This is a genomic window from Nocardia sp. NPDC051463 (genome assembly GCF_040681975.1).
Classification (GTDB): Bacteria; Actinomycetota; Actinomycetes; order Mycobacteriales; family Mycobacteriaceae; genus Nocardia.
The window spans coordinates 19,640-39,404 of sequence record NZ_JBFBAB010000013.1; the positions used below are offsets into that span (position 1 = coordinate 19,640).

A 19,765-nucleotide genomic window follows, 5' to 3' on the forward strand; every position below is an offset into this window, starting at 1 on the left:
TTCGACGGCCACCCTCGCGATCGTCGACCGTTTCCGGCCCGGCGGCGTCGGTCAATCCGCGTCGAGTGGTAGCTCGGCCAGCTCGCCTCGCGACAACACACCCAGCTTCGGATACGCCTTGTACAGGTGATGCCCCACGGTCCGCGGGCTGAGGAACAACTGCGCTGCGATATCGCGGTTGGACATGCCCTGTGCTGCGAGCCGCACGATCTGCAGTTCCTGCGGGGTCAGCCTGGCGAGCACCCCGGTCGCCGGCCGTGCCGCGGTGCCGACGCCGAGCGCAGCGAGTTCGGTGCGAGCGCGCTCGGCCCACGGTGCGGCGTCGAGTCGTTCGAAGACTTCCAACGCAGGCGACAAGTGGTTGCGTGCCTCGACCTTGCGGCGGTTGCGGCGTAACCATTCGCCGAACAACAGCTGGGTACGCGCTTGCTCGAACGGCCTGCCGCCGAGGGCGAGCGCGGCTTGAAAGTGGTCCTCCACCTGGGTTTCCGGACCGATCAGTGCCTGGCAGCGGTGGGCGAGCGCGGCGATCCAATCCTGCCGCGCGCCCGCGGCCCACGACTGCAGCCGTTCCATGGCGTCTCCGGCCCGCTCCGGACTGCCCAGCCGAACCGCAGCCTCGATCAGATCCGGCAGGGCGCGCATCCCGGCGACATGGTGGCGGGCGGGTTCGACGGTCAGCAGCTCCAGCCGCGCCAGCGCTGTCTCGACCTTGCCCTGGCCGAGCTCGAGGAGACCGAGTGCCGAATTCGTCCACGGTGCGCCGGGCGCCGCGGCGCCGCCGAGTTGCTCGGCCAGCGCGCGTGCGACCAGAGCCCGGCAGTCCTGCTCACGCCCTTCGAACGCGGCCAGGTAGGCGAGGTAGCTACTGAGTTGGCTGATCCAATGGTCCTGTCCGATATCCTCGGCGATCCGCAGTCCCTCGGTCGCGGCGATCCGGCCCTCGTGCGGCCTGCCGAGGAACACCTCGGCCTCGCCGCGGAAGAACAGCAGCGTCGGCAGCAGGGCGATGCGACCCTGGTCACGGCATTCGGCGATGAGGTTCTGCGCCAGCTCCGCGACCTGCTCATCCTGACCGACGACCAGGCCCGCGCCGCACATCTGGACCAGGTCGCGCGGGCTGTCGGCGCCGTTGCGGCGAGCTGTGGCGGCCGTCTCGCGCAGGTCGACGGTGTAGCGGCCCTCGATGGCGGCGACCGTGTAGCGAGCGATCGGCGTCATCGAATCCGACTCGGGCAACGCCAGCGCGGTCAGCCGCGCGGCAACATCCGCCAATTCCGGTGCGCCGAGATACCAGGCCGTGTGCACCGCCTGCGCCAGGATGCGGGCCGCCTGCACCGGTTCGCTGTCGCGCACCAGGTCCGCGCCTGCCAGCAGCAGCTGGTGGGCCGAGAGTGGTTTGCCTGCACCGAATTCCGCGGCCGCTCGCACCAGATCCAGGCGCGCGTCGAGCAACGGGTCGCTGTTCTGGCCTGCCGCGCGTTCGGCGAGCGTGCGGGCCCGGTCCAATTGACCTGCCTCGCTAGCGGTTTCGGCAGCCGAGACCAGTCGCCGGACGCGGGCTTTCGCGTCGGTGCTCAAGCCGGCCGCACGCTCGTAGGCGGTGACGGCGCCGGAGAAGCCGCTGCGCCGCCGCGCACGGTCGGCGGTCTCCTCGAGTGCGGTAGCGGTCGATTCATCGGGACCTGTTGCCGCGGCGGCCAAATGCCAGGCGCGTAGGTCCGCGTCCGAGGGATCGTGCAACGCCTCGGCGAGCGCGGTGTGCACAGCGAGGCGCTGCGCCAGCGGTGCGCCCTGGTAGACCGCTGACCGCAGCAGTGGATGGCGGAAGACCAGCGTTCGACCATTGCTGTGCAGGTGACCGGCGTATTCGGCGGGTTGCAGATCCGACAGCTGCGGTCCGAGGGCTGCCGCGGCGCGCAACACTGTGCCGAGGTCATCGGTGCCTGCCGCGGCGGCGACGAGCAGCAGCGTCCGTGTCGGAGCGGGCAGTCTGCTGACCTGGCCATGGAAGGCCACCTGCAGGCGCTGTGTCAGCGGCAACGGGTTGGGCCCTGTGCTCGTCGAGCCGGTCGCCTCGACCGCCAGCACCGCGGGTAATTCCAACAGTGCGAGCGGGTTGCCCGCCGCCTCGGTCAGCAGTCGATAGCGCAGCGCGGGAGCCAGATCGGCGGTGTGGCTGTCCACCAGCGCCGCCGCCGCGTCCTGCCGCAATCCCGTGACGGTCAGCTCCGCGAGACCGGGCGCGGGAAAATCGTCGTCCGCAGGCCGGGTGGCGAAGATGATGACGACGCCCTCGGAATCCAGTCGCCTGGCCGCGAACAGCAGTGTCTCGGCTGTTGCGCGGTCGAGCCAGTGCGCGTCATCGATCAGGCACAGCAGTGGACCATCGGCGGCTTCCTCGGCCAGCAGTGAGAGCACGGCGAGACCGATCAGCATCCGGTCGGCCGGATTGTGCTGGGTCAGGCCGAACGCGCCGCGCAGCGCATCGCGCTGCGGGCCGGGCAGCATGTCCACCATCTCGAGTCCCGGTCGTACCAGCAGGTGCAGCGCGGCGAAGGGCAGCTCCGCCTCCGACTCGACACCGGCACTGCGCACCGTCGGAATACCCTGGGTCGCCGCATAGTCCAGCAGCGCGGTCTTCCCGATTCCGGGCTCGCCGCGAATAACGAGTGCGCCGCTGCGACCCTCCCTGGCTCCCTGCAGCAGCCGATCGATGAGTGCTTGTTCGGCTTCTCGTCCGTGGAGCATCTGCTCACCGTAGCCGTCCAGCAGACGGTCGGTCCGCGGCGATATATGCCCATCCGCGAAAGCCCGACTTGCCGACGCGGACGGATCCGGTCGGCGTGCCCTCGTTTCGGTCGGCGCATGGTCGGCCTGCGCCACTCGATGTCGCGGCGCAGGTACGGTCGGCGTATGGCACATGGTGATACGCCCGACATAGGGCCGTCCTTTCACGCCGAGCATGTCGATTCCGGACAGATCGACACCCTCGTGGCCATTCTCGATGTACAGGCTCGTCTACCCGGCATCCAGCGGATGCGGTGCTGGGCGCACGAAGCGCTCGCGGTCACGGCGGGGGAGCGCGTCCTCGACATCGGATCGGGCACCGGTTCGGAAGTCGAGGCGTTCGCCGAGCGCGTCGGCACGGAAGGCGAGGCGGTCGGCATCGATCCGAATCCCGCGATGGTTGTCATCGCCGAGCAGCGCGCCGAGGCTGCAGGGTCGAGGGCGCGGTATCTCGGCGGCTCGGTCTACCAATTGCCCTTCCCCGACGGCCATTTCGACGCGATCCGCTGTGAGCGCGTGTATCAGCATCTCGACGACCCGGCCGCCGCGACCGCCGAGATAGCCAGGGTGCTGCGCCCCGGTGGCCGGGTGCTGCTCATCGACAGTGACTGGCACACCGCGATCACCCATCCCGGCGACCCTGCGGTCGTGCAGGCGATGTCCGAGACGCTGCTGGCGAACACCCCTAATCCGGCGTCCGGCCGCCGGCTGCGTGGTCTGCTGGTCGCGGCGGATTTCGAGATCGACGACATGGGCTCGGAGGCGGTCATCTGGGACCCGGGATCGGCACTGCCGCTCTACGGTGAAATGACGGCGCGGGCTGTCGCGGCGGGGGCGATCACTGCCGCACAACATGATCAATTCCGGGCCGAACTGGATGCGGGCATCGCCGTGGGTGACTACCACCTGTCGGTGACCATGTTCGCGGTGTTGGCGCACAAGCGATAGCTGCTGGAACCAATCGCCGCACGAGCCGTGTCCTAACCCGCCGTTATAGCGGTGCGCTACTAGAATCTCGGTCATGCCATCGAATGTGACGAAGGTAGCTTCGGCGCTCGTCGGAGCATGTATGGCCGCTCTTTCGTCGGTGACGTCCGCGCCCCGAGCCGAAGCCGAAATCGTCGCCATGCCGCCGCATGAGGTGACCTACGCATCGCCGCTGGGCGGCGATCTGATGGTGGGCAACAGGGACGAGACGATCAACCGCATCGCGCCGTTGAACATGGTGGGCACCACCAGGGAGGCCCTGGTCAGTGGCATTGCCTACGGCAAGGTCGACGGGGGAGGCGGTAAGCTGAGGGTCGGATATCACGTCGGTTGCGCGGTGACCGTCGGTGCGGGCACGCTCGGTGGGACCCCCGATATCATCTTCGGGTATGACCCGGAGGCCGACGAACTTACGCCCTGGCTCCTCAATCCGAACCCGGTGGTGACATTGAACCTCACGCCAGGTGAGGTCGCCGAGGTACCGGTGGCCGAGAAGGACATGATTCCCGGGAAGCTTATTCAGACAGTGGTTCGGGACTTCCACCTCAAGGTCAATACCTGCACCGGACCGGTCGCCATCCGGCAATTCACCTACGTGATCGCCTCCTCACCGGAGGTCGACGACATGGGCGCGGTGTTCGGCGACCCTACCTGGCTGTGAGGTCGACACGACACGACGAAGCCCCGGTGCGCCGGGGCTTTTGTTTTTCCAGGGCCTATCCCCATTGAGACTTCAGGGTATTCGCCCACTGAAATGCATTGTTTTCATTAACAACCCGTGCTCGAACCCCGATGATTCGAGTAGTCCAGTACGCAGGTTTCACACGGGGATGCGGCGGGAGAATTTGCCCATGAAACGCCTGGTAGTTTGTTGCGACGGCACCTGGAAAGCCGAATCGAGCAGCACGGTATCCAACATCATCAAAATCGCCCAGACGATCAGATTCGACGCTCCGGGACCCACCGGAGAGCCGATCCAGCAGTGGGTGAGCTACGTGTCGGGGCCGGGTGCGCGCGGGTTCCTCGCCGACCGGCTGATGGGCGGCGCATTCGGGCTCGGGCTCGAGGCGAACCTGTCGTCCGCGTACTGGCATCTGGCGCTGAACTGGGAACCCGGCGACGAAATCTACATCTTCGGCTTCAGTCGCGGCGCCTTCACCGCCCGCAGCCTCGCCGGGTTGATCGGCCGTATCGGGATCATGACACCGGAGTCGATGATCGACGGCCAATACCCGCAGGCGTTGCGCATTCATCGCTCCGCCGCACCGCAGCCGACGCCGCGGCAGCCGGATCCGTCGGAGCCGCAGGAATGGATCGACTTCCGCGACAAGCACTGCAGGTACCCCGCCACGATCGACTTCCTCGGTGTGTTCGACACGGTCGGCGCGCTCGGCGTGCCGGGCCTGACCTCGCTGCGGCACAAATTCCACGATGTCAAGCTCTCGTCCAACGTGCACTGCGCGCGCCAGGCGCTGGCGATCGATGAGCGGCGCCGCAACTTCGAGCCGTGCCTCTGGGAGGTGCCGATCGAGCCGAACGTGAAGTACCGCGAGCACTTCGATCGGGTGAAGCAGGTCTGGTTCGAGGGCGTGCACAGCGATATCGGCGGCGGCTACAAAGAGTGCGGCCTGTCCGACATCACCCTGCAGTGGATGGTGACCGAGGCTGAATCGGTCGGGCTCGCCTTCGACCGGGAGCGGTTGGCGGGGCTGTCGAAGCGCTGCCACGCCGAGGGCGCCAAGCACCTGGCACTGCACAAGTCCCTCGGCATGGGCTACCGCATCCTCAATGTGCTTCGGACGCTGCGCAACCCACGAAACCGGCGCTTCCATTGGGATTCCTGGCGGCGGCTGGCCACCCCGATCGACCAGTGCGTCCGGATAGCCTCCAGCGCCAAGAGTGAGCCGCACTACCGTCCGGTGAATCTGCGGCGCTGGCGCGCGGACCTCGGCGGCATGTTCCCGGCGGACCTGGTCGAGCAGACCGGTGGGGTGTCCACCCTGCTAGCGCACGAGCAGGGCGACAGGCAGCCGGGCGAAGAGCTTTTCCAGTCGAGCCCGGCCTTGGAAAGTGTGGCCGGTTAACCGGTCGGTCCAGCTGCCCTGCGGCAATTCGAGCGTAGTGTCGCCCCACCCGGTTTCGGCGAGACCGATGCTGTGCCGGGTGGTGGCCACGATGACCTCGGGTGCCTCGCCCGTCCGGCCACGGGCATAGCTCACCAGCCTGCTCGCGTGGTCGCCGGTGGCGAACAGCGGCAGGTAGGTGCCGCCGACGAAGCAGTCCGGCCGCTCCCTGCGCAGCCACAGCGCGTAGGCGACGATCCACATCTTTGCCGCCCCGTTGGTGTTCAATGCCGGTGTGCCGGTGAGCGATTGCAATAGCCCGGCGCGTGCCGCGAAGTCCACCGGCCGCCGGTTGTCCGGGTCGACCAGGGTGTCTTCCCACAGCTCACAGCCCTGGTAGATGTCCGGGATACCGGGCCCGCACAGCTGCAGCAGCTTCTGCGACAACGAATCCGACCAGGCGTGTGGCGCGAGCTCGTGTACCAGGTCGCCGATTTCGGAGCCGACCGGGCCGTCGATCACCGCATCCAGCCAGCCGTGCACCGATGCCTCGAACTCGGCATCCGGCTCCTCCCACGAGGTGTGCACGCCCGCTTCGCGAATCGACTTCTCCGCGAACCTGTGCAGTCGTTCGCGCAGGCCCGACACCGAAGAGGCCGGGCGGCCGTCGGCGGGCCACACACCGAACATGTTCTGCAGCAGGAACAGGGTCGTCGCGCCGTCGGGACCTGGCTTCTGCTCCACCCACGACTCGACCGACTGCGCCCAGGTCTCGGCGACCTGCGACAGCACCCCGATCCGAGCCCGCACGTCCTCACCACGTTTGGTGTCGTGGGTGGACAGCGTGGTCATGGTGGCAGGCCAGCGTTGCGCCCGTTCGCTGTTGGACAGGTGGAACTCGTTGAGCGAGTGGCCGAATCGAGCCGGATTGCCACCCACCTCTTGCAAGGAGACCAGTCGGGCCGCCTGATAGAACATGGTGTCCTCGACGGATTTGGCGGTCAGCGCGCCGCAGACCTGACTGAACCGCACGCTGGCTTCGCCTTCCACGGCCAAGGCGGACACCAGGATATTCAATGGTGCGGTGAGCTCGGTGTTGCGCTTTTCGACTTCGGCGACCACCGCGCCGGTCATCCCGGCCAGCGGCGCGTAGTCGACCCGATACACCGGCATGAACGCCAGCACCTCGATGGTCGCGTTGGTCAGCGCCATGGTGTCGAAGCTTCCCGCTCGCGCGTCGCGCTTGACGGCGGCCACCAACCGCCGAACCTCCGGGGCCAGAATGCTTTCCGCGACCGCGCGTTTGATCCGGTGCTCGGTCTCGCCGATCCAGGCCCGGTCGCTGCCGTGCCCGGCGATATGCCGCGACAGTTCGGTGAGTGCGGGCTCACCGTCCGGGTCGACGAGCACACCGCCGATATCGGCGAGTGCGTCGTAGCCGGTGGTGCCGTCGATCGGCAGCGTCGCGTCGAGCGGCTCGCGGTTGGCCAGGATCTTCTCCACCAGTAGCAGCCGATGCGGTCCGATCAGCCTGCGCAGCTTCGTCAGATAGGCGGCGGGATAGGACAATCCGTCCGGATGGTCGACCCGGACGCCATCGATGAGATCGTGCTCGCACCAGGCGGCGAGTTCGCGATGGGTGATATCGAAGACCTCGGGATCTTCCTGGCGCAACGAGGCCAGGCTGCTGACGGCGAAGAACCGGCGGTAGGTGCACAGTCCGGCCTTCCAGCTGACCAGCCGATAGTGCTGTTTGTCGTGGATGCGCAGCGCGTTATCGCCGTCGGTGCCCGCCGCGATGGGAAAACGCAGGTCGTGCAGAGCCAGCATCGGTTCCGAACCGGACCGGTCGACAGTCAGAGCCGCCGGATCGTTTTCGCTTTGCAACACCGGCAGCGCCAGCCGCCCGCCCGCGCCGTTGGCCGGGCTCCAGTCGATGTCGAAGAAGTGCGCGAACTTCGATTCGCGTCCGTTGCGCAGCACGTCCCACCACCACGGGTTCTGCTGTGGGTCGGCGACACCGACGTGGTTGGGCACCAGGTCCACGATCAGACCCATACCGCGGCTGCGTACCTCGTCGGCGAGTGCCTTGAGGCCCGCCGGGCCACCGAGCGCCGCCGACACGGTGGTGGGATCGGTGACGTCGTAGCCGTGCGTCGAGCCGTGCGCCGCGGTCAGGATCGGCGAGAGGTACAGGTGCGAGATACCCAGCTGCTGTAGATATTCCGCGATCGAGCGGGCCTCGGTAAAAGTCAGCGCATCGGGTCGCAGCTGGAGTCGGTAGGTGCTGCGGACCGTGGTCTGCCTGGCCGGTCGGCGGCCACGGAGAATGGGATCGGTGAAGTGTTTCTGCGTCTCGGTCATGGGCGTTTCGGTCATGCGGTGCAACGGAGGACGAGCAGGCACCGGGCGGGGAGGGTGACGGTCGCGGCCGCCGGATAGATGGTTTCGGAGCGGCCGTCGGGTATCGAACAGTCGAGCGCGACCGACCACTCCGGACCGTAATCGGTACCGGGCAGGGCGAAATCGAGGGCGGAATCGTGCGCGTTGAAGCACAGCAGGAACGAATCGTCGGTGATGTGTTCGCCACGCGGGCCGGGCTCGGGAATGCCGCGTCCGTTGAGATACACCGTCAGTGACTTGCCGAATCCGCTGTCCCAGTCCGCAGGCGTCATCTGCTCGCCCGCCGGGGTGAGCCACGCGATGTCGCGGGCATGCTCCTTGGACCGGATCGGCCTGCCCTTCAGGAAGCGACGGCGGCGGAAGATGGGGTGCTCGGTGCGCAGCGCGATCACCGCGCGCGTGAAGTCGAGCAGGTCCGAATTCGTCTGCATCAGTGACCAGTCCATCCAGGCGAGCGGTGAGTCCTGGCAATACACATTGTTGTTCCCCCCTTGCGTCCGCCCGATTTCGTCGCCGTGTGAGAGCATCGGCGTCCCCTGGCTGAGCACCAGCGTGGCCAGCAGGTTACGGCTTTGCTTGGCGCGCAGGGCGAGGATATCCGGGTCGTCGGTGGGGCCCTCCACCCCACAGTTCCAGGATCGGTTCCAGCTTTCGCCGTCGCGGTTGCCCTCGCCGTTGGCCTCGTTGTGTTTCTCGTTGTAGGACACCAGATCTCGTAGCGTGAACCCGTCGTGCGCGGTGATGAAGTTGATGCTTGCGCTCGGTCTGCGGCCGGTGTCCTCGTACAAGTCCGAGGAGCCGGTGAGCCGGGAGGCGAACTCGCCGAGGGTCGCGGGCTCGCCGCGCCAATAGTCGCGGACGGTGTCGCGGTACTTGCCGTTCCACTCGGTCCACAAGCCGGGGAAGTTGCCGACCTGATAGCCGCCTTCGCCGACATCCCACGGTTCCGCGATCAGCTTCACCTGACTGACCACCGGATCCTGTTGCACTAGATCGAAAAACGTGGATAGCCGGTCCACGTCGTGCAGTTCGCGGGCCAGCGTGGCAGCCAGATCGAAGCGGAAGCCGTCGACGTGCATGTCCAGGATCCAGTAGCGCAGCGAGTCCATGATCAGCTGCAGGGTGTGCGGGTGGCGCACGTTGAGGCTGTTGCCGGTGCCGGTGTAGTCCATGTAACGCGACGGGTCGTCGTCGATGAGGCGGTAGTAGGCGGCGTTGTCGATACCGCGGAAGGCGAGGGTCGGTCCGAGGTGATTGCCCTCACCGGTGTGGTTGTAGACGACGTCGAGGATCACCTCGATACCCTCCGCGTGCAGGGCGCGCACCATCGCCTTGAACTCGGTGACCGCGGCGCCGCCACGCGGGCTCGCGGCGTACTCGTTGTGCGGGGCCAGATAGCCGAAACTGTTGTAGCCCCAATAATTTCGCAGGCCCTGATCCAGTAGGACACGGTCGTGCAGGAATTGGTGCACCGGCATCAGTTCGATAGCGGTGATGCCGAGGCTTTTCAGATATCCGACGATCGCCGGGTGTGCGATGCCCGCGTAGGTGCCGCGCAACTCCTCGGGAATGTCGGGGTGCGTCATCGTCATGCCCTTGACATGCGCCTCGTAGAGCACCGTCTCGTGATAGGGCCGATTCGGCCTGCGATCGGAGCCCCAGTCGAAGAACGGGTTGATCACCACGCCGGTCATGGTGTGCCCCAGCGAATCCAGGCCGTGGGTGTAGAGCGACGGATCGTTGTCGAAGTCGCCGTCGAAAGCTTTCCCGTAGGGATCGAGCAGCAATTTGCTGGGATCGCAGCGTAATCCGCGATCGGGGTCGTAACGCCCGTGCACTCGGAAGCCGTAGCGCTGTCCCGGCCCGATCGTCGGTAGGTACGCGTGCCAGACGTAGGTGTCGACCTCTTCCAACGGGATCCTGGTCTCGGTGCCGTCCCTGGCGATCAGGCTCAGTTCTACGGCATCGGCGACCTCGGAGAACACCGAAAAATTGGTGCCTGCACCATCGTAGGTAGCGCCCAGAGGGTAGGCGGTGCCGGGCCAAACACCGAGTGGTGTCACGTCACCGGGCGCTGCGTCGGGCTGAGCCATGTCAACGACACTAGCGGCCCCCAGGCAACCGTCCATGTGGGTGGTTGCGGCCGCGCGTGTCAGTGCTGGTCGGGATTGGTTTTCACCCAGCAACGCTCGTCACGCACCCGCCTGGCGATGTGGGCGAGTCCGCCGAGGAAGGCGCGTCGGCACTCGCGGGAGGCGACCGAATCACCTGTTCGCCTGGTCAGTCCTCGAGCGAGTCGGCTTCGACCAGTACGGCGTCGGGAGGTGGTGTCGCCGATTGCATCTTCTGATGCACGACGCCGGCACTCACGGCGGCACTCGTGACAATCATCGTGAGCGCGAGCGGGGTCCAAGACGTGGGTGAGAATGCCATCGCACCGACGATGGTCAGCAATATCGCCGTCACTGAATACGATACGTAGGGAAAGCCCCACAGTTTGACCGGCAGCGCGGCATTCTGTGCCGGAGACTTCCTGCGGCGTCCGACGATCTGGGTTGCGCAGATGCAAAGGTAGACAACGATGGCCACAGCGCCCGAAGAGCTGAGCAGAAACGTGAACACGGCTCCAGTGGGCAGGAAGTAGTTCGCGACGACGGCGAGGAAGCCGGCACTGGAGGCGCCCAGGACCGCGTTGGCCGGTACTCGCCTTCCGGTGACACGCCCGAAGGCACGCGGTGCTTCGCCTCGCTGCGACAGCGAGAAAAGCATCCGGGACGAGGAGTAGATCCCAGAGTTCAGGCACGACAACACCGCAGTGAGCACGACCAGATTCATGACGGTCGTAGCGCCCGGGATATGCAACAGGTTCAATACCGCGGCGTACGGACTCTTTGTGATCTCGACGGCATTCGAGGGCATCAACGTGATGACAACCAGGATCGAGCCCACGTAGAACACGAGGATTCGCCATCCGACGCTGCGCATGCTTCGGCGCACCGCGATGACCGGATCCCTGGCCTCACCCGCGGCAATCGTCACGAGCTCGGTTCCGAAGTAGGAGAAGAAGACTGTCAGCGCGGCGGGCAGCAGCGGGCCGAACCCATGGGGGAAGAGTCCGCCGTGGTCGACCCAATTGGCGGCACCGGGGGAGTCCACGTGTGGAAGTAAGCCGCCGATGGCCGCGACGCCGATGGACATGAATCCGACGATCGCGGCGACCTTGATCATGGCGAACCAGAACTCGAATCGGGCGAACGAGGTGACCGCCGCCAGATTCACCCACGTCAGGACGGCCATGAACCCCAGCGCCCATAGCCAGGTCGGAACTGCGGGAATGAGATGACTTGCGATCGCGGCCCCGGCTATCGCCTCGAATGCGACGGTGACACACCAGTGATAGGCGTACAACCACCCCACCGCGAGCCCTGCCCATGAACCGAGTTCCCGCGTTGCGTATGTCGAGAACGATCCGGATTCTGGACTGGCCGTCGCCAGTTCGGCGAGCATCCGCATTACCAGGATGACGACCAGACCGGTGCCCAGATACACGAACACGATGCCCGGCCCCGCCGACGAGATCGCCTTGCCGCTACCCACGAACAATCCGGCGCCGATGACACCGCCGATTCCGATCATGGTGAGCTGCCGGGTATTGATTGTGTGCTCGAGCTGCTCAGATGCACGTGCCATAGCTGTCACAGGGGCCTTCTTTCGACATGTGTCGTCATCTGGTGAGCACACTTTCGCTTCGGTGGAGCATCGGAGTGTTGCGGTGGTCGCGCAGTCCGATGGCCCAGATGACCGGAGTGGACACCCCCAGAACTGCCCCGGCGACAAGGAAGGCAGGGCGGGGATCGTTGTCGGCGAGCCGCGTGAGCAGCCCCGCGACGGCGGCCCCCATCGGAGTCGTCGCCAGCACAACCCATCGCACCGCGCCGGTGACCCGGCCGAGGAGCTCCCGTGGCACTATGCGCTGCCGCAGCGTCCGGACCACAATGCTGGCGAGCACATCGGCCCAGACCAACACGGCGTTGCTCACAGTGAGCCACCAGATATTGGCCGCCACACTTGCCGAGGCCAACGCGATACCGGTCAGCAAGGTCGCCGTCGCGCACAACGGAACCGGACGGAACCTGGCGATGACGGCGGGTGCGGTGGCCGCGCCGAGGACCCCACCGAGACCACCGCCCGCGGCTGCCGAACCGACCAGCCACGTCGACGCGCCGAGGTAGTCACGCGCGAAGAACACCAGGAGCGTGGCGGCCCCCAAACAGAGGTTCGAGATGACGGCCAACGCCGCAAGCCAGACCAGGACCGAGGAGGTGGCGAGGTAGCGCAGACCCTCGCGGAACTCGGCCCCGAGCTGACGCCAAGGAGCGGCGTCGTCGGTTTCGCGCTCGGGGGTCGCGCGCCGGGAGGTCGTCCACAGCGTCGCCAGCGACACCACGAACGTGGCGGCGTTCACCAGCAGCGCGGATCCCAATCCGACGCTGACAGCGAGCAGCCCGACCATCATCGGTCCGAGCAGGATCGACGATTGACTCGCGGTTTCGAGAAAAGAGTTGGCGCGTAAGAGTTCTCGATCTCGATAGCGGTCGCGTACCGCGACCGATAGTGCGGTCTCGAAGAACACTCCGGCAACGCCCGATGCCAATGCGAGGGCGAGGATGACGCCGACCGAGGCGGTCGCGCTGACCGACAGTCCGAACAGCGTGGCGAAGATCGCCACCCGCACCACGTCGGCGGCTATCAGAACATGCCAGGGGTTGGTGCGGTCGATCAACGGGCCTGCGGGCAGTCCCGCTACCAGGTAGCCGACCGCGCGCGGCACCGAGGCAAGTGCCGCCGCCGCTGGATTGTGCGTCAGGTCCAGCACCAGCAGCGGGATCGCCAGAATGGCCAGACCATCGCCGAGTAGTGAGACTGCCTGTCCCGCAAGGAATAGTCGGCTGTCGCCGACCCGGATCACAGCGACCATGTGTGGCCGACCAACTGCTCCAGCCTGCAACCGAACGAGGTCTTCTCCTGCCACTGCAGCGTGCCGTAGTTGATGCTGGTCAGCCCGCGCCGTAGCGCGGCCTCGACCTCGCCGTAGAACACCAGCAGGAAGTAGGCGCCGCGCGCCTCGGGCAATTGCCCGGACCAGAGCCCACGCAACATGTCACCGTGCCGCAGCCCCAGGGTGAAACCGATGATCTGGTCGCCACGACGAAGAGTGGTCAGTGCGCGATCCTCGGGCGGGTAGTTGCGGACGATTCGGTCGATAGTCGCTAGCTGGGCGTCCTGGTCGTCAGCCGAATGGTGGTATCTGCGCAGCAAGCTCATGCGTAGCTCCAGGACTTCCTCGCGAACCTCGCTCAGGTCCTGCTCACCGAGCGTCATTCCGGTCTCGTCCACCCACCGCAGCAACCGACGCAATCCGGCGCGCCGACTTCTGCCCAGCCGCATCAGGTATTCGTCCATACTGTCGAAAGTCACTGGCATGACGCAGGTCGGAAACAACTGAACTGGCCGCGCACCGAACTCTTCCAGGGCGCGTCGCAGGATTTTCTCCCGCTCGGGAACGTAGAGAAACGACACCGATCGAGCACCCTGCTGCCTTGCCCAGGCGTCTGTGGCTCGCAAGGTCGCCGCCAGTAGGGCTGGGTCGGTCGCTCCGGGCCCGGCAGGGATACAGGTGTATCCGGGTAGCACCGCCAACACGGCTGGATACAGCGACTCGACGCCGGGGGTCTTGGACAGGAGAATCGGGCGCTGGTCCAGCGAGGGGATATCGCCGCGCAGTATCGCCGCGATGTCATAACGCGGCTCCGCTGGAGGGGTTCTCGCGAACCGGAGGTGCAGCCCGATCTGTGCCCGGCCACCCGCATGGGCGATCAGCCACCGCGGCTCGCCGGGCAGCAATGGAGCCATGGTCTCCAGCCATCGCGACGACACCTCGAAATCCGCGGTCGAAGCCGCGAGCGAGTCCCATTCCGGAGGCCGGGTGTCGGAGGTTGTCAGCGTCACCTGCATTGCTCACCACGAATTCTGATGGGTTGGCAGGATCGGACACTGTGTCGCCATGCCGTCATCTAACGTGCCGCTATTTGGTGACACTTTATCAAGCGGGCCGTCGTGTCGCGGCGGAATTGGTGATTTGCCTTCGGGATTCGCTGCGCATTGCTGATCGGCGAGCCGGCGATGATGCCGCCGATCGGCGGGGCTGCCGGGGCTGCTCCGGCTCTATGTCGCAAACCCGGAATCGGGTATCGCGTCGGGGCAGTCATATGTCGCACCGTCAGCGCCGCGGCTGAGCAATTGCTCACAGGTCGATGCCGGAGTCGGTTTCCTCTGTGGTTGAGCCAGTGCGTTCCCTCGCCGGCGCGCTGACGGGTGGGGCAAGCGCTGTCGGGCGATATCGGCCTCGGCCGCAAAGGCGAGGTCGTGCTTACGCAGCTCCAGTGGTAACTTGAACGCCGTTCAAGCCAGCTCCGGGGAGGCCGGGGCAGTCGCACGACCGCGAGGATTCCTGTGGCAATGACCCCCGACGAGATCGCCGCCATCGATGCCGAGCATGTTTGGCATCCCTATGGTGGTTTCCCTGCGACGACCGAGTTGCTCGTGGTTGCGGGTGCGTCCGGGACCCGGCTGACCCTGTCCGACGGGCGTGAACTCGTCGACGGCATGAGCTCCTGGTGGGCCGCGATCCACGGCTACCGGCACCCGGTGCTGGATGCGGCACTGGTTGCCCAGTCGCAACGGATGAGTCATGTGATGTTCGGTGGACTCACTCACGAGCCCGCGGCTCGGCTGTCCGAACTGCTCGTCGAGCACACCCCCGACGGCCTGGACAAGGTGTTCCTGTGCGACTCGGGATCGGTGTCCATCGAGGTCGCGGTGAAGATGTGCCTGCAGTACTGGCGCGCGCTCGGGCTGCCCGCCAAGCGGCGGCTGCTCACCTGGCGCGGCGGCTATCACGGTGACACGTTCACGCCGATGGGTGTGTGCGACCCGGACGGCGGCATGCACTCGCTGTGGACCGACGTGCTGGTCGAGCACGTCTTCGTGCCGGCGCCACCCCGCGACTACGAACCCGGCTATGTGGCCGAACTCGACCGTGCGCTGGCCGCGCACGCCGACGAGCTCGCGGCGGTCATCGTCGAGCCGGTGGTCCAGGGTGCGGGGGGCATGCGCTGGCACGACCCGCGCTATCTCGCCGACCTGCGCCGCCTGTGCGACGAACACGGCGTGCTGCTGATCTTCGACGAGATCGCTACCGGATTCGGCCGCACCGGAGCGCTTTTCGCCGCCGACCACGCGGGCGTGAGTCCCGATGTGCTCTGCGTCGGCAAGGCGCTGACGGGTGGCTACCTCACCTTGGCCGCGGCGTTGTGTACCGCGCGGATCGCGGAAACCCTCAGCGCGGCACACGGCGGTCTGATGCACGGGCCGACCTTCATGGGCAACCCGCTGGCGTGCGCCATCGCCGTGGCGTCGATGGAGCTGCTGCTGCAGCGCGACTGGCGCGGTGAGGTCGCTCGGATCGAATCGGAGCTGAGCGCCGGTCTCGCCCCGGTTCGTGACCTGCGCGGGGTTGTCGAAGTCAGGGTGCTCGGCGCGATCGGCGTCATCGAGCTCGACGGCCCGGTCGACATGCGCACGGCAACCGCGGCCGCGGTGGCCGCGGGCGTCTGGCTGCGTCCCTTCCGCAACCTCATCTACACGATGCCGCCGTTCATCAGTACCTCGGAGGATGTCGCCGCGATCACGGCGGGCATGCGGGCTGCGGTCGAAGCGCAGTCGGCATAGCCAGAATTGCTCACCGACCGACCGGCTGGTCGCGGGTGGCGGGCGATGGGTCCACTGGGCAACCTGAACGGTGTTCAAGTATGCTTCGGAGCTGTGACTACCGATCCGTTGAGCTGGTTGGACGAACACGCGGCAGAGCGGGTGACCGCGGGATTGCGGCGCGAGCTGCGGGCGCGGGCGCCGCAGTCGCCGTCGATCGATCTCGCCTCCAACGACTATCTCGGCCTGGTGCGGCATCCCGAGGTGGTCGCGGGTGCGATCGATGCCGTGCGGCAATGGGGGACCGGATCGACCGGGTCCCGGCTGGTCACCGGCACTACGGCCGCACATGAACAGCTCGAGGCCGAGCTCGCCGAATTCGTCGGCGCCGAAGCTGGTTTGGTGTTCGCTTCCGGGTACGCCGCCAATCTGGGCGCGGTGACCGCGCTGGCCGGACGCGGCGCGCTCGTCGTCTCCGACGCGGGCAGTCACGCCTCACTGGTGGACGCCTGCCGACTGTCGCGGGCGCGGGTGGAGATCGCCGCCCATCGCGATGTCGACGCCGTCGACCGATTGTTGGCCGGCCGCACCGAGGAACGCGCGCTCGTGCTGACCGATTCGGTGTTCAGCGCGGACGGTGACCTGGCTCCGCTGGCCGAACTGCATCGGGTGACCCGCGCCAACGGCGCGGTGCTGATCGTGGACGAGGCGCATGGTCTCGGCGTGCGCGGCACCGGTGGGCGCGGGCTGGTGCACGAGGTCGGCCTGGCCGGGGAACCGGACCTGATCGTCACCGCGACCCTCTCGAAAGCTTTTGCCGCCCAAGGTGGTGCCGTGCTGGCCAGTGCGCGAATCCGCGCACACCTGATCGACGCCGCACGCACCTTCATCTTCGACACCGGCCTCGCACCTGCCGCTGTCGGTGCGGCCCGTGCGGCTCTGCGCTTGCTGCGCCGCGAACCCGAGATGGCCGCCCGCGTGCTCCAGCGGGCCGCCGACATCGCCCGTATCGCTGATGTGCCGACACCGGATTCGGCGGTGGTCTCGGTTGTGCTCGGCGCGGCGCAGGTCGCCTACGATGCCGCACGAGCCTGCCGGTCCCGTGGCCTCGACGTCGGTTGCTTCCGGCCGCCGTCGGTCCCGGAGGGCACTTCCCGGCTACGCCTGACCGCCCGCGCCGATCTCACCCCCGCAGAGCTCGACACCATCGCCGGCGTCCTCACCGAGGTGTTGGCCGAAGCTCGTGGATTGAGCGTGGTGCCCGCATGAGCGGACAGTCCATCGTCGCAGCTTCGGTCGGCATATGTTCCGGCACAGTCGCGCCCGAGTCTTCGCGGGCCCGCGTAGTCAGCGTGGTGTGGCCATGAGTCCGCTGTTGATCACCGGAACCTCCACCGAGGTCGGCAAGACCGTGGTGACAGCGGCCGTCGCGGCGGCGGCCCGCGCGGCCGGCCGATCGGTCGCGGTGTGCAAGCCCGCCCAAAGCGGTGTCGCTCCGGGTGAGCCCGGCGATCTCGCCGAGGTCGAGCGACTGACGGGTGTCACCCGAACTCTCGAACTCGCCCGCTACCCGGATCCGTTGGCGCCCGACACCGCGGCCCGCCGCTGCGGCCGACCGCTGCTGACCCTGGCCGAAACCGTCTCTGCGGTAGACGGTCTCGCCGACGCGGACCTCACCTTGGTCGAAGGCGCGGGCGGACTGCTCGTCCGCATGGGCGAATTCACGCTGCTCGATCTCGCGCAGAAACTCGACGCACCGGTTCTCGTGGTCGTCGCCGCTGGGCTCGGCACTCTCAATCACAGCGAATTGACCACCCGCGCACTGCAATCGGCGGGCGTGCGCTGTGCGGGACTGGTGATCGGCTCCTGGCCCGCCGCCCCCGACCTGGCCGCCGAATGCAACCGTACCGATCTGTCGGAGGTCACCGGCGTCGACGTGGTCGGCGCCATCCCCGCGGGGGCGGGGGCATGGGGACGCGACCGCTTTATTGCCGCCGCCCCGGGGTGGTTCACGCGCACCTGGTGAAGGCCGAACCGGTTCGGCCGATCGACTGTGACCGTCGGTCACCCTGCGCTGGGCAGCGCTACCGAGCCGCCCCTGCGCGTACTGGGCTCGTGCGGCCGAGGTAGGCGAGCAGTTGTTCGCCTGGTCTGGTGGTGTAGATGGGGACCGGTGGCCCGAACAGCGGATCTCGACCGGTGATCGGGACGAGCTGCGGCGCGATGGTGAGTAGATCGGCTGCGAGCTCGTCCGGTATGTGTGCCGACGGCGTGTGCACCACGGCGATATCCCAAGCGTGCACGGTCAATTCGAGGGCGCCTGCCGCGCCGAGGATTTCGGCGGGCAACGGGGTACCGGAAACCAGCACGAGGTCAGCGCGGTAGTGGGTCAGGTCGCTGAGCAGGCCGGTGGCGGCGGCCTGAACATGGGCGACAGCGGTGGCATCGGGATGCCGAACGGCGGGAGTGGTGCAAACCTGGCCACCCGCAACTCCTTCGCGCAGGGCGGTGATCGATTCGTCGACGTGCGCGAGCAGCATGCGCAGGTCCCAGCCGCGGCAGGGGGTCGGTCCGGTGAGGTCGGAGCCGAGGCCCCGCAGGGCGCACAGGAGATACAGCACCGATCGGTCGAACAGGTCACAGCTCATGACAGTGACTTCGGCAGGTCGAAGCCTTCGAAGAGTCCGCTGTCGTGGAAGGAAACGATGCGCTCGATCCCCGTCGGGGTTGCGGTGAGCACATGGATCGAGTGGGCCTCCCCGCGCAGGTAGAACCCGAAGGCGGGCTGCCCATTGGCGGCGGTGCGGACCATCCGCACATCGCCCGCGCGGGCCGGGCACCGGGTGGCGATCAGTCGCACGATGCGGAGGTTGCCGCGGAACCATTCGCGGATCGGCGGCATCTCCATCACCGCATCGGTTTTCAACAGCTCGGTGAGCGCCACCATGTCGGCGTTCTCGAACGCGACCGCGTACCGGTCGAGCACCGCACGCACGGCCGGATCGTCGGGCTCGGTGCAATCGGCCGATGCCGGGGGCGTCTGCCGGAGGGTGGTATGCGCGCGCTGCAGCGTGCTGTTGACCGCGGTGACACTCACCTCCAGCAGTTCCGCCACCTCGGATGCTTTCCAGCGCAGTACATCCCGCAGGATCAGTACCGCGCGCTGGCGTGGCGGCAGATACTGCCACACGGCGATCAACGCCAGCCGCATTCCTTCGCGCGCAGCGACGATCGCGGCCGGATCCGACGACTCGGGCTCGATACGGACATCCGGCATCGGCTGGAGCCACGGGATCTCGCTCGACAGCAACGGCACGGTCTCCGGGTCATCCGACGGCCCCGACAGCCCGGAGGGCAGCACGCGCCTACTGCTGTGCTGCAGCGCGTTGAGGCAGGCGTTGGTCGCGATCCGATACAGCCATGTCCGCATCGACGCCCGCCCCTCGAATTCGCGGTAGCCGCGCCAAGCCCGCAGCATCGTCTCCTGCACCAGATCCTCGGCGTCGTCCACCGAGCCGACCATGCGATAGCAGTGCGCGAGCAATTCCCTCCGGTATTGCGCCGTCTGTGCGGCGAACTCGTCGATGTCGACCATCGGTGCCCCTTTTGTCGGCCCATTCGTGTCGGACCCCGGCCGCGGCATGGAAGTCCTCTAACATGCAGACCGTTCCCGGGCTCCGAACTCATCGGTGCCGGAAACTCCGGCACCACGACCGATGAGGTCCGCCGTCACGCCGGTCGGGGTCCGCTCG

At 67.0% G+C, this 19,765-nt stretch carries 14 protein-coding genes; 6 read left to right on the forward strand and 8 right to left on the reverse strand.

Annotation, left to right across the window (positions count from 1 at the left end; genetic code table 11):
• Positions 1-51 precede the first annotated feature (51 nt).
• Entirely contained in the window at positions 52-2,751 is a 2,700-nt protein-coding gene (locus AB0M74_RS18460) for an AAA family ATPase (protein WP_366527465.1), read from the reverse strand.
• A 165-nt stretch (positions 2,752-2,916) separates the two neighbouring features.
• Here AB0M74_RS18460 and AB0M74_RS18465 point away from each other — a divergent pair, with 165 nt between their 5' ends.
• The 3 genes from AB0M74_RS18465 (at position 2,917) to AB0M74_RS18475 (ending at position 5,861) form a co-directional block, all read left to right on the forward strand.
• On the forward strand, positions 2,917-3,738 hold the full coding sequence (locus tag AB0M74_RS18465) for a methyltransferase domain-containing protein (protein ID WP_366527466.1): 822 nt from the start codon (positions 2,917-2,919) through the stop codon (positions 3,736-3,738).
• A gap of 121 nt (positions 3,739-3,859) precedes the next feature.
• Entirely contained in the window at positions 3,860-4,438 is a 579-nt protein-coding gene (locus AB0M74_RS18470; protein ID WP_366527467.1) for an MspA family porin, read from the forward strand.
• Between the two features lie 190 nt (positions 4,439-4,628).
• Positions 4,629-5,861, forward strand: a complete 1,233-nt coding sequence (locus AB0M74_RS18475) for a DUF2235 domain-containing protein (RefSeq protein WP_366527468.1) — start codon at positions 4,629-4,631, stop codon at positions 5,859-5,861.
• On the opposite strand, the gene treY is transcribed toward AB0M74_RS18475, so the two are convergent.
• From treY to AB0M74_RS18500, 5 genes are all read right to left on the reverse strand, one after another.
• Positions 5,781-8,204, reverse strand: a complete 2,424-nt coding sequence (gene treY, locus AB0M74_RS18480) for a malto-oligosyltrehalose synthase (RefSeq protein ID WP_366527603.1) — start codon at positions 8,202-8,204, stop codon at positions 5,781-5,783. The genes AB0M74_RS18475 and treY overlap by 81 nt on opposite strands.
• Before the next feature lie 11 nt (positions 8,205-8,215).
• Positions 8,216-10,336, reverse strand: a complete 2,121-nt coding sequence (gene glgX / locus AB0M74_RS18485) for a glycogen debranching protein GlgX (RefSeq protein WP_366527469.1) — start codon at positions 10,334-10,336, stop codon at positions 8,216-8,218.
• Positions 10,337-10,523: 187 nt separating this feature from the next.
• The gene (locus AB0M74_RS18490; RefSeq protein WP_366527470.1) at positions 10,524-11,933 is read right to left on the reverse strand and encodes an amino acid permease; all 1,410 of its coding nucleotides are present in this window, start codon (positions 11,931-11,933) and stop codon (positions 10,524-10,526) included.
• A 34-nt stretch (positions 11,934-11,967) separates the two neighbouring features.
• Positions 11,968-13,221 carry an MFS transporter gene (locus AB0M74_RS18495; RefSeq protein ID WP_366527471.1) on the reverse strand — a complete coding sequence of 418 codons (1,254 nt, stop codon included), beginning with the start codon at positions 13,219-13,221 and terminating at the stop codon, positions 11,968-11,970.
• Positions 13,209-14,252: a GNAT family N-acetyltransferase gene (locus AB0M74_RS18500; RefSeq protein WP_366527472.1), complete on the reverse strand. Its 1,044-nt coding sequence runs from the start codon at positions 14,250-14,252 to the stop codon at positions 13,209-13,211. Before AB0M74_RS18500 ends, AB0M74_RS18495 begins: the two co-directional genes overlap by 13 nt.
• Positions 14,253-14,762: 510 nt before the next feature.
• On the opposite strand from AB0M74_RS18500, the gene AB0M74_RS18505 reads away from it, so the two are divergent.
• From AB0M74_RS18505 to bioD, 3 genes are all read left to right on the forward strand, one after another.
• Positions 14,763-16,034, forward strand: a complete 1,272-nt coding sequence (locus AB0M74_RS18505; RefSeq protein ID WP_366527473.1) for an adenosylmethionine--8-amino-7-oxononanoate transaminase — start codon at positions 14,763-14,765, stop codon at positions 16,032-16,034.
• 93 nt (positions 16,035-16,127) lie between these two features.
• Positions 16,128-17,282 carry an 8-amino-7-oxononanoate synthase gene (locus tag AB0M74_RS18510; RefSeq protein WP_366527474.1) on the forward strand — a complete coding sequence of 385 codons (1,155 nt, stop codon included), beginning with the start codon at positions 16,128-16,130 and terminating at the stop codon, positions 17,280-17,282.
• 94 nt (positions 17,283-17,376) lie between these two features.
• Positions 17,377-18,039, forward strand: coding sequence for a dethiobiotin synthase (gene bioD / locus AB0M74_RS18515; RefSeq protein WP_366527475.1), 663 nt, complete (start codon positions 17,377-17,379; stop codon positions 18,037-18,039).
• Between the two features lie 58 nt (positions 18,040-18,097).
• Here bioD and AB0M74_RS18520 read toward each other — a convergent pair whose 3' ends face one another.
• Together AB0M74_RS18520 and AB0M74_RS18525 are read right to left on the reverse strand one after the other, a co-directional pair.
• Positions 18,098-18,661, reverse strand: coding sequence for a maleylpyruvate isomerase family mycothiol-dependent enzyme (locus AB0M74_RS18520; protein WP_366527476.1), 564 nt, complete (start codon positions 18,659-18,661; stop codon positions 18,098-18,100).
• Positions 18,658-19,608 (reverse strand): sigma-70 family RNA polymerase sigma factor, encoded by a 951-nt coding sequence (locus tag AB0M74_RS18525; protein ID WP_366527477.1) that lies wholly within the window; start codon positions 19,606-19,608, stop codon positions 18,658-18,660. The genes AB0M74_RS18520 and AB0M74_RS18525 overlap by 4 nt, the downstream gene beginning before the upstream one ends.
• Positions 19,609-19,765 lie beyond the last annotated feature (157 nt).